At 60.6% G+C, this 15,048-nt stretch carries 12 protein-coding genes; 4 read left to right on the plus strand and 8 right to left on the minus strand.

Annotated features, from left to right (window positions below):
* Nucleotides 1-46: 46 nt before the first annotated feature.
* The 7 genes from JFT66_RS25910 to JFT66_RS25940 form a co-directional block, all read right to left on the minus strand.
* Complete coding sequence (locus JFT66_RS25910; protein ID WP_034120518.1) at nucleotides 47-649, minus strand: fimbrial protein; 603 nt, start codon at nucleotides 647-649, stop codon at nucleotides 47-49.
* 198 nt (nucleotides 650-847) lie between these two features.
* Entirely contained in the window at nucleotides 848-1,495 is a 648-nt protein-coding gene (locus JFT66_RS25915; RefSeq protein ID WP_034120517.1) for a response regulator, read from the minus strand.
* Nucleotides 1,496-1,518: 23 nt separating this feature from the next.
* Nucleotides 1,519-4,692 (minus strand): hybrid sensor histidine kinase/response regulator, encoded by a 3,174-nt coding sequence (locus JFT66_RS25920; RefSeq protein WP_198860408.1) that lies wholly within the window; start codon nucleotides 4,690-4,692, stop codon nucleotides 1,519-1,521.
* Between the two features lie 70 nt (nucleotides 4,693-4,762).
* Nucleotides 4,763-5,956, minus strand: a complete 1,194-nt coding sequence (locus JFT66_RS25925) for an EAL domain-containing response regulator (RefSeq protein ID WP_034120514.1) — start codon at nucleotides 5,954-5,956, stop codon at nucleotides 4,763-4,765.
* Nucleotides 5,943-8,741, minus strand: a complete 2,799-nt coding sequence (locus JFT66_RS25930) for an ATP-binding protein (RefSeq protein ID WP_153837962.1) — start codon at nucleotides 8,739-8,741, stop codon at nucleotides 5,943-5,945. Before JFT66_RS25930 ends, JFT66_RS25925 begins: the two co-directional genes overlap by 14 nt.
* A gap of 57 nt (nucleotides 8,742-8,798) precedes the next feature.
* Nucleotides 8,799-9,782 (minus strand): fimbrial protein, encoded by a 984-nt coding sequence (locus tag JFT66_RS25935; RefSeq protein ID WP_153837961.1) that lies wholly within the window; start codon nucleotides 9,780-9,782, stop codon nucleotides 8,799-8,801.
* Between the two features lie 23 nt (nucleotides 9,783-9,805).
* Nucleotides 9,806-10,495: a fimbrial biogenesis chaperone gene (locus tag JFT66_RS25940; protein ID WP_162524841.1), complete on the minus strand. Its 690-nt coding sequence runs from the start codon at nucleotides 10,493-10,495 to the stop codon at nucleotides 9,806-9,808.
* 198 nt (nucleotides 10,496-10,693) lie between these two features.
* On the opposite strand from JFT66_RS25940, the gene JFT66_RS25945 reads away from it, so the two are divergent.
* From JFT66_RS25945 to JFT66_RS25955, 3 genes are all read left to right on the plus strand, one after another.
* A complete protein-coding gene (locus JFT66_RS25945; protein ID WP_153837959.1) occupies nucleotides 10,694-11,215 on the plus strand; it encodes a chemotaxis protein CheY in 522 nt (173 codons plus the stop codon).
* Between the two features lie 288 nt (nucleotides 11,216-11,503).
* A complete protein-coding gene (locus JFT66_RS25950; RefSeq protein WP_034120507.1) occupies nucleotides 11,504-12,181 on the plus strand; it encodes an ABC transporter ATP-binding protein in 678 nt (225 codons plus the stop codon).
* Nucleotides 12,178-12,972 (plus strand): ABC transporter permease, encoded by a 795-nt coding sequence (locus tag JFT66_RS25955; protein WP_153837958.1) that lies wholly within the window; start codon nucleotides 12,178-12,180, stop codon nucleotides 12,970-12,972. Before JFT66_RS25950 ends, JFT66_RS25955 begins: the two co-directional genes overlap by 4 nt.
* A gap of 3 nt (nucleotides 12,973-12,975) precedes the next feature.
* Here JFT66_RS25955 and JFT66_RS25960 read toward each other — a convergent pair whose 3' ends face one another.
* Nucleotides 12,976-14,190, minus strand: a complete 1,215-nt coding sequence (locus JFT66_RS25960; RefSeq protein ID WP_034120503.1) for a DUF2599 domain-containing protein — start codon at nucleotides 14,188-14,190, stop codon at nucleotides 12,976-12,978.
* A gap of 419 nt (nucleotides 14,191-14,609) precedes the next feature.
* Between JFT66_RS25960 and JFT66_RS25965 the strand changes: the two genes are divergently transcribed.
* Nucleotides 14,610-15,014 (plus strand): RidA family protein, encoded by a 405-nt coding sequence (locus JFT66_RS25965; RefSeq protein WP_153837957.1) that lies wholly within the window; start codon nucleotides 14,610-14,612, stop codon nucleotides 15,012-15,014.
* The last annotated feature ends 34 nt before the right edge of the window (nucleotides 15,015-15,048 follow it).

The raw sequence follows: 15,048 nt of genomic DNA on the forward strand, positions 1-15,048 counted from the left end.
GGCGAGGCCGCAGGGCCTCGCACGTTCGGTGCCTGGGGGCGCCGAATTATTCGTATTGCAGGATGAACGGCAGGGTCGCATCACCGCGACCGGCGGTGGACGAACCCGCCGCTGCGGTAGTGACGTAGGCGGCCGCGAAGCTCAGGGTAGCGTCGCCGCCCTCGGTACCGGCACCGTGCATGGTGCTTTCAATGCGCGCGGTGCTTGGCGAGCTCAGGTCGATCAGACCGCCCTTGCTGTCGAGCAGGGCAATACCAACGTTTTGGGCAGTGGCCGAACCCGGGTTCAGGGCCAGTACTTTTTTGCCGGTGACCAGGCCCGAACCGCCGTTGTTGGCGTCAAAGATCATCGCGACCTTGGTGCCCTGGTTGCAGTTGACGTTCAGGTTGAAGTCTTTGGCGGTCACGCGGCCTGCGGTTGGGTTTTCCGCGGTGCCCATGTCCTTGATCGAAACGTTGCCCATGTCCACCGAAATGGTGCGGTCGGAGTTGGCGCCGTCCACCGAGCACGCGTCGTTGTTGATCACGCCGGTGAAGGTGATTTTGCCGCTGCCGCCCAGGGTTGGCGCTGCTGCTTCGCCTTCGGCGAATGCACTGCCGGAGGCCGCAATAATGGCCGAGGCGATAACAGCCAGGGAAAACTTCTTCATGATGATGTCCGTAAGTGTTAGTTGGAAAAAATGCTGTTGTTGAACTGCGAGCAAAGAGTAGGCGACGAGGCGGCGGGAGCGAATAAGACGATTCTTATAAGCGCTGGGGCGGGGCGGGTTAGTTGCGCTGCTGGAACGATGGAGGGCTTGAAAATAAAGGGCAAAGCCATTGTCCAGGAATGGCTTGCAAGTTATGCGTTAGTTGAAAACGTTACGTTCCAGGCAATAGGCAAGAAGGTCCTGGTCGCTGCTCACTTCAAGTTTGCGCATGGCCGATACCTTTTGCGCGCTGATGGTCTTTGAACTTCGGTTCTGGCGGCGCGCAATGTCACTGACGCTCATGCCGGAAATAAACAGGCGCAGGATCTCGAACTCTTTTGGCGACAAACTGGTAAAGCGCTCGTCAATTGCCGTGAGGGTCTCGATTACCGAGGTCTTGGGCGGCTCCAGGCTGCGATAGTCGCTGTGTTGGGCGATCGCCTTGAGCGCCAGTTGAATCTCGGTATGCAACTGGCTTTTCTGGATGATGCCAACCACACCCAACTCTTGCAGGCGCGTGAGGATCAGGTGGTTGGAGATCATGGTCAGGATCAGGATCTGTACCTGCGGGAAATGCCGTTTCAGGTACTCCACCAGCTTCAGGCCATCGCCGTAGGGCGAGTCGCCCGGCATGTTGTAGTCGGTGATCACGATGTCTGCGCCTTGGTGTAGCAACAGCTCGATCAGGCCGGCCGAGCACACGGCCTCGCCGACGACTTGAAAGCGTATGTCACGCTCTACCAGTTCGCGAACGCCGAGCAACACGATCGGGTGATCGTCCGCGATTACCACGTTGAATTTTTTCATAAAGGGCCGTCCGTAGTGCCAGTTCAAGTGAGTGAAGAATGCCCGGGCTGGAGAGTCTCCAGAACGGCCGACAGACGCTGCATCACAGTCTTCACCTTGAGCTCAAGCGTTGTGTCGAGGCTGCCGCGGTCAAGTGCGCTTTCCAGTTCGATGCAGGCCTGGGCCAGGCTGAGCGCCTGCACTGCGCCCAGGGCGCCGGCGATCGAATGCAGCAATTGGCCGAGGCCGCGGGCATCCCGCCGGGCCAGGGCCATGTCGATGCGCTGCACATCCTGCTGCACGCTGCTGATGAACAGTGGGCGCATCTTGTCCGACAGTTGCACGCTGTCGTCGAACACCTGCGCGGCAGGCTCAGCCGGCGGCTTGACCTGGCACAATTTGATCAACTGGTCGCGCAGGGTTTGCAGGCTCAAGGGCTTGACGATCCAGGCGTTCATGCCCACCGCCAGGCAACGTACGCCTTCCTCGCGCATCGCATTGGCGGTCACGCCGATAATCGGCAACAGTGGGTCATGCTCACGCAAGGTTCTGGCCAGTTCATAGCCGTTCATCAATGGCATATTCACGTCGGTCAGCACCAGGTCGAAGACCTGGGGTTGCCACAACTGCATCGCCTGTTCACCGTTGGCGGCCAGGCTCACCGAGCAACCGAGTGCCTCCAGCTGTTCCTTGATGATCGCCTGGTTGACCGGGTTGTCCTCGGCCACCAGGATGCGCAGCCCCAACCGCCCGGCGCTTTGTGGGTGGGTCGCCGTGGGTTGCTCGTGCTTGCCGTGCTGCGCCAGGGACACGGTGGCGGCGATGGTGCGTATGTCGTGCATATCCACCACCCAGCCTTGCGCCGTGTGCAGCGGCGGGCTGTGCGCACCCGGCAGGCAGCGCACACGTTGGCCGGCCCATGGCTTGGCGGGGTCGCTGGGTAACAGGTCTACCAGTACCGCGTGGTGACTGTCTTTGTCCTGGGTGGTCGCGGCCAGGGCGGCGGTGATGCCCAGGCGGTTGAGCCAGTCACTCATCGCCTGCGCCAGTTCGCGCACCGGTGCCTGCACATACACCGGCGTCGGGCTGGGTTCAATCAGCGGCAGGTTGGTCAGTGCGCCGCAACACAGCGGCAGGCGCATTTTCAGGGTAAAGCTGCTGCCCAGACCGGGCTCGCTGACCACGCGGATTTCGCCGTCCATCATTTGCGCCAGCCACCGGCAGATCGGCAGGCCAAGCCCTGCGCCGCCTTCGCTGGCGGTGTCCGGCGCCTGGTAGAACAGATCAAAGAGCTTGGCCTGTTGCGCCTCGGCAATGCCCACGCCGGAGTCGGTGACTTGCCATTCCAGGTCGACATTATTGGCATCGCGGCTCACCACCCTGGCACGAATCACCACGCGCCCAAAGTCGGTGAACTTGATGGCGTTGCTCACCAGGTTATTGAGGATCTGGCGGATGCGCATCGGGTCGCCCATCAGGCAGTCCGGCAACTGCGGGTCGATGCAGCTGTAAAGCTGCAAACCCTTGCGCTGGGCGAAGGCGGCGTAGGTGTGCAGGGTGTCTTCGAGCATGTCCAGTGGGCAGAAATCCACGGCGTCTATCGCCATTTGCCCGGACTCGATCTTCGAGACATCCAGCACATCGCTGATCAGTTGGAACAGTGTGGCGGACGAGCGCTGGATGGTGTGCAGGTAGGTTTTCTGGTGCGGGTCCAGGTCGGTCAGGCCGAGCAATTCGAGGGTGCCGAGCACGCCATACAGCGGCGTACGGATCTCATGGCTCATGGTCGCCAGGAACAACGTCTTGGCCTCGCTGGCTGCATCGGCGGCATGACGCGCCTCTTCCAGGGCCTGGGCGTCTTCGATGTGCCGGGTAATATCGTTGAATGCATACAGGCGTACGTCCTCAAACTGATAACGGGTCGACACAAAGCCGATCTGCAGGTGCCGGCCTTCGATCTCCAGGTGCGTCTCACCACTCTCAGCGCCATCGTGCTTACCAGCCATGGCTTCCACCAGGCATGTGGTGCCCGGCCATTGCTGGGCGCGCTGGTTTTCGATCAGTACTTTGCCATCGCTGCGCCGTACCACGCATAACCCAGTGGGTGCGGTGTCGATGATCACACGGCTGAACGCCACGCTTTCGGCAATGCGTTCGTGGGCCAGTTGCGCCGGGGTGATCACCTGGCGTCGATACCAGCGGCTGCCGGCCCAACCCAGGGTAATCAGGCTGAACAGCAGCAACGCCAAGGTGCTCAACGGCCACAATGCGGAGTGAAAGAAGTGCGAGTAGTTCAGGCCATAGACCGCGCTCCAGGGCTGGTCGCCGGCCTCGGTGATCTTGAATTCAAAGCCGTCGGCCGTTAAATGCACGCCATCGCTGAGCTGCACTTGGGTGGCTGGCCCGATCAACCGGTTGCCGTCAGGGCCAATCAGGGTGAAGCGATCAAACGCCGAATGATTCAGCGCGCGCTGTACATCGTCGACCTGCGACACGTCGAGCAGGGTGCCGATTACTGCCTGGCCCTGGGCGTCGAGTGGCAGGCCGATGTAGGCGAGCAAATGTTCCGGTTCGGGGCCTGCCTGCCAATACACCCGATTCTGCTCCAGCGGCTGCGGCGTCTGTGCAAGGATTTGCTGCACAGCGTTGACCCGCGCCACCGGGTTGTCGGTGTTCTCGAGGCTTTCCCGATGCTGGTAGCCCACGGATGGAATAGTGATGGAGTAGTTCGTCTGACGATTGAGCAGAAAGGTTTGCGGCGCCTCGTACGGCGACGAGGACCAGAAGGCGCTGTAGTAGCTGGTCAAGTGCGCACCCAGGGCAAAAATCGGCGGCCTGTCGGCGGCGCTGATCTGCTGTTCATCGAACTTGACGCTAAATGGCACTGAAAACGAATACTTCTGGCCTTCGTACAGCGTGCGGCGGTTGTCGACCATGCGGCTTTTGAGGCTGACCTGCACATTGGTGGCGTGCAGCAGTTCGGCCTGGATGCCGGGGTGTGTCAGGCTCTTGAGGTAGGTTTGCTGTTCTGAGAGGTTTTCCATCAGCCGCGCAAAGTGGAAGCGCATGGCGCTGTAGCGGATTTCGACGCCTCGGTGCAGAGACCAGTAATTGGTCAGCATCAGCAGCAACGCGATTCCTGTCAGCACCATCAAGCCTTTGTTCAGGCGCAATGAGCTGCGGGTAAAGGCTTCGAGAATCGCGTTATTGTGCTTCATCAGGGTTTTCCGCAGGCGCAGGATAAATCGGCACTGGATGGAGCTTACTCCTTATATCCGCGGCCGCCAGCTAGTGAGATGTCGCGGGGCCATCATTGTTCAGTAGCTGCTGAAATTGCTCTGAAGACACCGCGTGGGAGATCAGGAAACCCTGCACCTGATTGCAGTCGATTTTGCGCAACAGCGCCAATTGCTGCGGGGTTTCCACGCCCTCGGCGACTACCGTCAGGCCCAGTTTGCGGCCCAGGGCGATGATGCTCGCCAATGCCTGGGCGATGCCTTCGTTGTCGTGGCTACCCTGTACCAGCGCCTGGTCGATCTTGAGTTCGGTAAATGGCGTCGACACCAGGTTGAGGTAAGAGCTGTAGCCCTTGCCGAAATCATCCTGGGACAAACCGAACCCCTTGATCCGCAGCCGGCAGGCGCCGGCGTAGAAGTTGCTGATGTCCTGCGGCACCGAACATTCCATCAACTCAAAGCAGATCATTCCCGGGATACCGTCGTGGTGCAGCACGAACTCCAGCAAGCGGTCTGCCAGGTCATGGCTGTTGAGCAAGTGGGTCGGCAGGTTGATCGACACCGGGATTTCATAGCCGCGCTGGCGCCAGTGCTCCTGGGCGTGGATAGCCTGCTTGAGCACCAGCCACAACAACCGCTCCTCCAGTTCGAACGCTTTGATCGCCGGCAGGAACGCGGCGGGCAGCATCACGCCTTGCTCGGGGTGCATCCAGCGCACCAGGGCTTCGGCGGCGACGATACGGCCGTTGGCCAGGGATTTTTTCGGCTGGAACCAGGCTTGGAACTGGCCGCTGCTCATGGCCTGCACCAGCGTGTGACGGTCTATGTCCATGTGCTCGGGCAATTCGGGGGTGGGCTTGCGCACCCTGTTTCTGAGCTGGTTGACCAGAGTGCGCAAGGCCTCGGCATTTACGGGTTTGGAGATCAGGCCGATCACTTCCACATCGAGGTTTTTCGCCACCAGGCTGGCGGCCATCAGCATGCGCCGTGACGCCGCACTCATGATCGCCAGCGCCGGCTTGCAGCGCAGGCTGGCCAGGCACTGGATAAACTGCACGCCGTCCATGCCGGGCATCAGCAGGTCGGTCAGTACCAGGTCGAAGTCCCGCTGGCGCAGGCGCTCCAGCGCTTCTTTGCCATCCTCGGCGGTTTCGAGCAGGAAGTCCCCCAACTCGCTGAGCAGGTTCTGCAGGTAGATATGCTGCAGGGGATGGTCCTCGACAATCAAAATACTAAGGGGCTTCATGGGTGATCCGTGCATAAGGCGCCAGGGAGTTGAAGAGAGCCCGCAACGCAAAGGGTTTGACCAGGCAATGGTTCATGCCGGCGGCCAGGCACAGGTCGGCCTCGCCGCGCATGGCGTTGGCGGTGGCCCCGATAATCGGCAACGGGCAGCCCTGGCGCCGCAGTTCACGCGCCAGTTCGTAGCCGTTGATGTGGGGCATGTTCACGTCCGTCAACACCACATCGAAGTTGCCGGCGGTGTACAGCTGCAACGCTTCCTGACCATCGGCCGCCAGCTCCACGGTGCAGCCGAGTTCTTCGAGTTGGTCACGCAAAATCAGCTGGTTGATGATGTTGTCCTCGGCCACCAGCAGGTGCAGGTTGAGTTTATTCAGCTCGCGCTGGCGCGTTTGCTCATCGGCGCGGACCACCCATAGCCCTTGTGCCTGGCTCACGGCCTGATGAATGGCGCCCAGGTGGTTGAGGTTGACGTGCCAGGCATCGGCGTCGGTTTCTACTGCGGTGCAGGCGTTGCTGCTCACGTGAATCACCGGGCCCGGCCACTCGGGCACCAGCAACGGGTCGACGCTGCCGGGGTGCACTTGCAGCAGCAGGTGTGTGTCCGCCAGCGTCGGCAGGCCGGCCTGGGCCCTTGCACCCCAACGGCGCAACCAGCCGGCGACGGAGTTCGCCAGTTCCGGGATCGGTGAGGCCACGTAAATGGTCTCGGCCAGTAACGGTGTCATCGGTGGGGTAGGCGCTTCTTCCAGCGGCAGGATCAGGCTGAAACTGCTGCCCAGACCAAGTTCGCTGACCATGCGGATATTGCCGTTCATCAACTCGGTCAGGCGCTGGCAGATCGGCAGGCCCAGGCCGGTGCCGGCTACCACATTGGTGTTGCCTTCACTCTGGTAAAACGGCTCGAAAATCATCGCCTGGTCTTCCTGGGCGATACCTTTGCCGGTGTCCGAGACTTGCCACAGCAGGCTGGAACGCTCGCCGTCGCGGCCCAGCACTTTGACCCGCAGTACCACGCGTCCATAGTCGGTGAATTTCACCGCGTTATTGAGCAGGTTGTTGAGAATCTGGCGGATGCGCGTCACGTCGCCGGTCAGCCGTTCCGGCAACTTGGGATCGAAGCAGGCATACAGCTGCAGGCCTTTGGCTTGGGCCGCTGCGGCGTAGCCCTGGATGATTTCATGGACAAGATCCAGCGGCGAGAACTCGCTCAGTTCCAGTGCCAGCTGCCCAGCCTCGATCTTCGACACGTCCAGCACATCGCAAATCAGTTGCAGCAAGGTCGATGATGAGCCTTCGATCGCATGCAAGTAGTCCTTTTGCTGTGCATCCAGTTGCGTGCGCGCCAGCAACTCCAGGGTGCCGAGTACGCCATACAGCGGTGTGCGGATTTCATGGCTCATGGTCGCCAGGAACAAGGTTTTCGCGGCATTGGCTGCGTCTGCCGATTGCCGCGCTTCTTCCAGCGCCGCCTCGACCTGCTTGCGCGCACTGATGTCGCTGAAGGCGCAAAACAGTACGTCTTCGCCTTTGTAGCGGGTCGGTGCACTGCTCAGATACAGGTGGCGGCCGTCGATGGTTTCAAAATAGTCACTGCGTTCGGAAGGGCCGTTGGCAAAGGCTTGCTCGATCCAACCGGCGCGCAGCACCTCGCGCTCCGGGCCGTTGCCCAGCCACTGCTGGGCCAGGGTGTTTTCCAGCACCACCTGGCCGTCGGTGCGGCGCAGCACGCAGAGGGCCACCGGCGCGGTCTGGATCACATCGCGGCCGAAGGCTTCGCTCTCGATCAAGGCCTGGATACGATGGATCGACGGAATAATGAAACGCTGGTCGACGCGGCGCATCACCAACCAGATCAGCGTAAGGCTGAACAGGCAGAACAACAATGAACCGAGCAGCTGTTTCCATAGGCCAGTGACCACCGCACGCAGGTCGATGGAGTACATCAACTGCCACTCGGAGGATTTCAGGTGCTTGCGTATCACCAGGTGGTCGGGCAGCCAGCCGCTGCCGACAAAGCCGAAAAAATTGTCCTCTCCGGGCCTCAGGTGTTGTTGGCTCAACTGCGTATCCGTGCTGTTGGTGAACACCAGCATGCCCTGGGAGTTGAGCATCATGAACTCGCCGGCGCTCTGGTCGCTGAGTGTCGAGGAGACTTCGCGGCTATCCATCTCCAGGCCGAGCCAGCCGGAGTCGGGGTCGCGTTCATCCAGGCGGACGAAGATGTACAGGTGCGAGTGCTGTTCAGTCCTGTCGCTCAGCCATAGTTCGTTGAGCGTGGCCGGGTCGCTGCGTTGCAGAGCCTTGAGGCGGTTGAGCATGCATTTGGAAATCGGCAATACCTGCGGTGTGGCGTCGTACAGACGCATCACTTGCGGGTTGGGGCCGGCGTTGACATAGAGCAGGTTGAGTTGTTTAGCCTTGAGGTAGTCGCGCATGCGTGCGGTCAGCCAGATGCTCCACTGGTTGCCCGATGTGTCGCCCAGTGCCAGGTGTTGTTCTTCCGGCGAGGACGAGTAGACCCTGGACTGTTTGCGCACTGTCGACAGGCTCAGGCTTTCGAGCAGGGCCTCGCGGTTGGTGAAAAAGGTATGGGCTTCGGCAATGGCGCTGCTCATGTAGCCGCGGCGCTGGGAGATGTCGTTGTTGAAGGTCGACAGCAAAAAGGTATAGACCCCGCTGAGGATGCCCACCAGCAGCACAGTCGCAAAAATACGAAGCAGCCTTCTGGCTGCTTCGGGTCGGGAGAGGACGGGGTTGATCTGGAGCAGATAACTTTTCAATCGCATCGGCAGACTTTACGTCTCGGCCTTTGCCCGTGGCATAAGACGATCCTTAAAAATCATCTATTTGTAGTACATATCCACCACCACGGCCGCGTCGAACGCACCCGGAATCGGCAGGGTGCGCCACTTGAGGTCGGCGCGAAATTCATCGTGGCTCTGGCCCAGGCCCATCAGCTCTTGCAGCGTGAACCAGTTGTTGAAGGGCAGTTGCTGCTGGCTCTCGGCACGAGACAGCGAGATGCCGACTGAACTGTTGTTGTCCGGCACCAGCAAGCCATTGTTCACACTGCCGCCACCCGGCGTGGTGGCAAAGCGTGCGCTGACGGTATAGGGCGTGTCGCAGCCCTTGCGCAGGTTCAGGCTGAAGTTCGCGCTGCTGGCGACTTCACCGATCGCGGCCTTGCGCGAAGGTGTGGGGAAGTTGACCACGCTGGGGCTGATCGTCAGTTCGGGGGTGCACGGCACGAAGCGGATATCGTTCATGCCGGTGACCACATAGTTGAAGTTGCTGTTAGGTCGCGAGTTGAGCCCGCGCACGCCGTCCAGCTGGAACACGCGGTAAGAGGTCAAGGTGCTTGCCTGGCCGCTCGGTGGCGTGGGGTCATACTTCTCGATGAACACGCTGAAATTGAGGGTGAAGCGCGCCTTGTCCCAGCCCACGCAGCTGGACAAATTGCAGCCTCGATCGGAGAAAAAACCGGTACCGACCTTGCCGGTGCTTTGGGTAATCGGTTGGTTGTTATAGCGAATGCCCACGCGAATCCCGGTGCCGATACTCACGCTGGCCGGGTTGACGTAGAAATACACTTCCTCACGGCCGTGGAGGTAGTCGTCCTTGCAGATCACATTGGTCGAGCGCGGGCCGGATTCCCAAATGATGGTGCCGTTGGGCGCGTCGGCCGCGACTGCCAGTGCCGTGCCCAGCGCCTCCTGGGTAATGATCGAGTTAGTGCCGTCCTCGCGGCAGGCCAGCGCGTGGCTGGTGGCGGGCAAGACCGCGCAGGCCCACACCAGAAGCGGTAAATAGCGTTTGGTCAGTGACATCGGTACAGATACCCCGTGATTTATCAGTTGAGCGCCGTGCTATGACGGGCTTGCAAACCGATATCGGTGATTTCGGTGAAATGGAGCGTGGTGCCCTTGGGCAATGCGCTTGGTGCAGTCAGGGTTTTGCGCTCATAGGGCTTGAGCAGCAGGTAATCGCTGAGCGCCAGGTTGTCGGTTCGCAGGTTGACCAGCGACAGGTGGAAGGCGCTGGGGTTGTTGACCGTCACCGTGCGCCCGTCGCTGCTCCATACCAACTGCTGCACCGCCTCGGCCGAGCCGCCCTGGAGTGCGGGTGGCCGATAGAACAGCTTGAGCCGTTGGCGGATCGCGAACTGCACGCTGTTGGGGTCATCCGGCTTGAGCGGGATTTCCATGATATTGAGCCAGAACAGCGATTCACGATCGCTGGGCAAGCCCTCACCGGCATACAGGATGCGCAGCTTGTAATGCTCCCCGGCGCCCAGTTGTACCAACGGCTCGGTGGCGGCAAAGGGCACGGTGCGGTCGGTTGAATCGTCCTCGCCGGTGATCCAGGTTTGCACCACCACTTCCCGTGTGGCCTGGTTGACCACGCTGATACCGGCGCCCTTGTCCTGGCCGAAATAGATCAGGCGCGTGCCTTCAATCTTCAGCGCCGCATCGGCAGGTGGCGGCGCAAGCACCAGCAGCCCGCAGGCCAACAGCACCATTCTGAGTAGAAACATGAACACGACAATTCCAGGGCAGCGTATGGGAACGCAGCTCATGGTAGGGGGCGGGCGGCGCGAGGGCTTTGAGGCGATTCTTAAAAGTGCGGTGTGCCCCGGATTGGCGTTTCAGAATCGCCTTAAAGTCATGTTTCACACCTGACGGTTAATTTGTTCAGCGTTGAATGATCGACGCTGATGCCCAACTGTCAGGTTTACCCTATGTCCAATAAAGCGTTACGCCTTCTGATTGCCGATGCAGAGCTTTTGCAACGGATCAAGATCGAGAAAATGCTCAACCAGCTGGGCTATCACCGCATCGCCCCGTTGAGTTCGTTCGACGAGTTGCAGGCACTGACACGCTCGGGCGTCGTGGCGTTCGACTTGTTGATCATCAATACCGCGCTGGTGCACTCGCGGCAGGTCAACCTGCTGAAGTACTGCCATGACAACCCGTTGATCCGCCATACGCTGATCTATGACGGCCAATGTGCGCAGCGTTCGGTGGTGTCGGTATCGGTGAGCCAGACCTTGCACCTGTCGTTGTCACAGTCGCCAGACTTCAACTCCCTGCGTCGCTGCATGGAAATTGTCGACCCGGCGCACAGTTCCCCGACCGCTGAGCGGCCGATGCTGCGCGCCGTGGACGGTCGAACGCCCCAGCTTTCGATGACCCAGCGTGCGGTCTACCAGGGCGATCCGACGGTGGTGGCATGTGCTGTTGGGTTGTTTCCCAAGCGTTGATCGTATCGCGGGGCGTCAGGCGGGTGGCGATCATGATTTTCGCGATTTGAGCCATTGGCTGATGTACCGCCGTCGCGGCGTGGGAATCTGCACAGTTTTGGCGTGGTGCTGAACCTAATGTTGTGTAGATACTTATGCCCCGATGGCTGTGTGTCAGTCAGCCCATGTGGAGCTGATATACCGCAATCGGGGGCAAGCCCCCTCCCATATTTTGAACTGCGCTGTTTCAACGCCAGTGCGGATGCCTCACCATGATGCCCAACCGGACTTGAGAGGAACACCGCGTCCATGAGCGCCTTGATAGAAACCCGCGCCCTCACGCGCCGGGATGAGCGTCGGCAGACGCTCTTGCTGCAACCGACGGACTTCAGCCTGAACCGCGCCGACCGCGTGTCGATCACCGGCTCATCCGGCTCTGGCAAAAGCGTGTTCCTGCGTGCACTGGCATTGCTGGACGCGCCGACCTCGGGGCAGGTGTTGTGGAATGGCCAGCCGATCGCCAACACCGAGATTCCCCATTACCGCAGCCATATCAGCTATCTGTCCCAGCGCCCGGCGTTGATCGAGGGCACGGTGGAAGACAACCTGCGTTTCCCTTTCAGCCTCAAGACCCTGCGCCAGCGCCGCTTTGATCCGGCAGCGGTCACGGCACTGCTGGAGCATGCCGGTAAAACCCCGGGCTTCCTGGGTAAAAACGCTGCCGACCTGTCGGGTGGTGAAGCCCAGGTGGCGTCGTTGATTCGCACCTTGCAACTTAACCCCGAAGTGTTGTTGCTCGATGAACCGACCGCCGCCCTCGACCCCACGTCATCGCGCGACGTCGAAGCCTTGATTAACGCCTGGTTCGGCGCTGATAGCGCCCGTGCTTATATCTGGGTGTCCCACGACCTGGAGCAGGCGCGGCGCATGAGCGAGATCCACCTGCAGATGAGTGCCGGGGTATTGAGTGGAGCGGCCCGGCCATGAACTACCACGATCTCACCGCGCTGGACATGGCCGTCGCCGCCTCGCTGATCCTGATCAACGGCGCGTTGTCGCTGCTGTTGCGTCTGGGCCTGGAACGCCAGTTGCTATGGGCCGCCGTGCGCACCGTGGTGCAATTGTTGGCGATTGGTTACCTGCTCGGCTGGGTGTTCGAGTTCGCCTACTGGTACGTGGTGCTGCCGCTGATGTGCGCCATGACCCTGATCGCCGGCCTGTCGGCGGCGGGGCGCGGTCGGCGTACTTACCGTGGGCAGCGGGTCGACAGCATCCTGTCGGTGTGGGGCAGTTCATGGCTGGTCACCGCAGTGGGCCTGTTTGCGGTGATCCGTATCCATCCGTGGTACGAGCCACAGTATGCGATCCCGATCCTTGGCATGATCCTGGGCAACACCCTGACCGGCGTGTCCCTGGGTATAGAGCGCATGACCCAGGAATTGACCTCGGGCCGCAACACCATCGAGATGATCTTGGCGCTGGGCGGTTCTCGCTGGGAAGCCGCCCAGGAATCCATTCGCCAGGCCGTGCGTGCCGGGATGATCCCCACGCTCAACCAGATGACCGTGGTGGGTATCGTCAGCCTGCCCGGCATGATGACCGGCCAGGTGTTGGCGGGGGAAAGCCCGGTGGACGCGGTGCGCTACCAGATCGTGATCATGTTCCTGATCGCCGCAGCGTCGGCCCTGGGCACGGTAGGGGCGGTGCTGCTCACCTACCGGCGGTTGTTTTCCAAGAGCCATCGGTTTTTGCGTGATCGGTTGCAAGAGCGCGCCTGAGCCTCAGGTGTTGTTGCAGCCCTTGGCAATCGAGTCTTCATTGGAGGTATACGGCCGTGACGGCTCCAGGTTCCACTCCGGCTTGTTGCGCGCGATGTTGAAGTGGCAGACCAGTTGGCGGCGCATGCTGCCGACGCTGCTGTCACGGTTGTCCGGGTTGTCTTTCCAGCCGGCATCCAGGTAGTGGTCGCTGGCCAGTTCGTTGAAGAAGTTGTTGGTCTGGCCGTCTTTCACCTGGCGTCCGCAGTCGGTGGGCGTCACTTCCAGGGTCATGATTTTTCTGCCGAAGCCTGGGTCATCCCGCTCAACCCAGGTGGCGCTTTGCACGTAGCGTTCGCAGCTGTTTTTTTCGCTGATCGGCTGGATCACCTGCTTCTTGCTGTCGTAGGCAAAAGTGGCGTCCTGCTGGCGACTTTGCGGCAGCTGCATATTGATCACCGGCAGGTACTGCCCCACCGACTTGTACCACTGCAACTGGTTCAGGCGTGCGCCTTCAAGGCCGCCGTCTTCGGTGTAGAACATGGCCAGGATGGAGGGGGATTTAGGCGGATTTTCTTCCCATTTGGCCAGGCGCAATTCGTTCTGGGTTGTGAACGATTCGTCGGCAATCGTGGCCATGGCGCGAATGCTCTGATAGAACGCCGGGCCGGCGGCAGTGTTGCGCTCGTCGCGTACGTCGAACGAGCATTGGCGCGAGTGATCACCGCGGTTCTGCTTGTAGTTGGCGTTCCACTGTTCGGCTGTGGTGATGCCCTGTTCATGGCAGTATTTTTCCACTACGCCTGGGGTGCGCCGCGAGTCCGTGCAGCCTTGCTGGTTGCGGTCATCGGTGGCTGCGTCGATGGGGAACGAGCACAGCACGGCGTAATCCTGATGGTCCTTGGGGTTGCCGAAAATCGTGTCGAAAATAAACCCGCTTTTCAGGCCATAGGCGAGCTTGCGGTACTTGGAGTCCTTGCGCAGGTATGACGCCGATACACCGCCGCTGGCCTGGCTTTTGGGGCTGACGCTGTAGAACTGGTAATCGGTGGATGGCCACGTGGCGCGAAACAACACGCCGGAACACAGGAACGCCGGCTTGGACGGCCCACCGCAGTCCTGGCGGGTGTCGTTGTAGAGTTGGTTGAGGCGGGTGACGGTGTCGGTGCCTTGATCGGCGTGGGCGGTGAGTGCCAGTGCGACGAGCGCAATGGCGAGGGGCGTGCGTGATCCTTTCATGGGCCAAACTCCTTGAATGACGTGAAGCGACTGGAACGACTCCTTGCTCCACTCGATGGAGAGCGTAGACAGACACTTGCAAGCGGTCCAGTCGGTCTGTCATCTGCTGGAGCCGGTGGGCAACCTGCAGGTCAACCCTGGTAGGGGCTTTCAGGCGCAGCAAGATCAAATGTGGGAGCTGTCGAGCCCTAGCGAGGCTGCGATGGCGGCGGCACTGTCGACATATTCACTGCCTGACCCACCGCCATCGCGGCCTCGCTGAAGCTCGACGGCTCCCACAGGGGAATGTCATTGCGTGTGGGGTTGGGGTTCGGCAGCAGAGTGGGTTTTGCTGTTGAAATGTTGCCAGATGTTGATCCTTCCGATTGAGCACTGGCTTTGGGTTAGCCTTGTTTTCTTACTGCCAACAAGGACTCGTCATGCAAAGAAAGGTCATTAATCCCACGACGGTATTCAATTCCCTGCAATACGGTTTCAGCCAGGCAATGGAAGTGCCGCAGGGGCGAAGGATCATGCTTTCCGGGCAGGTGGGCGTCGATGCTCAAGAACGTACGGTGGGCCCAGGCATAGCCGAGCAAACGGCCATGGCGTTGGACAATGTCGAGAAGGTGCTGGCTGAGGTGGGGGGCGATCTGTCCCATGTGATCATGCTGCGGTTGTATATCGTCGAATCTGCCCGGGAGCAGCAGGAACCGATTGCTGAAGCGCTGCGCCAGCGCTTCGCGCATAACCCGCCGCCGTCTTCGTGGATTATGGTCAGTGGGTTGTCGTTGCCGGAATGGTTGATCGAGGTGGAGGCAGAGGCGGTGGTTCCGTTCAGTTAGGCGGGCGCTTTTTTGAGCGTGGTGAAGGTAAAGG

This window comes from Pseudomonas sp. MF6755, from assembly GCF_016405635.1.
Taxonomy (GTDB): domain Bacteria; phylum Pseudomonadota; class Gammaproteobacteria; order Pseudomonadales; family Pseudomonadaceae; genus Aquipseudomonas; species Aquipseudomonas haemolytica.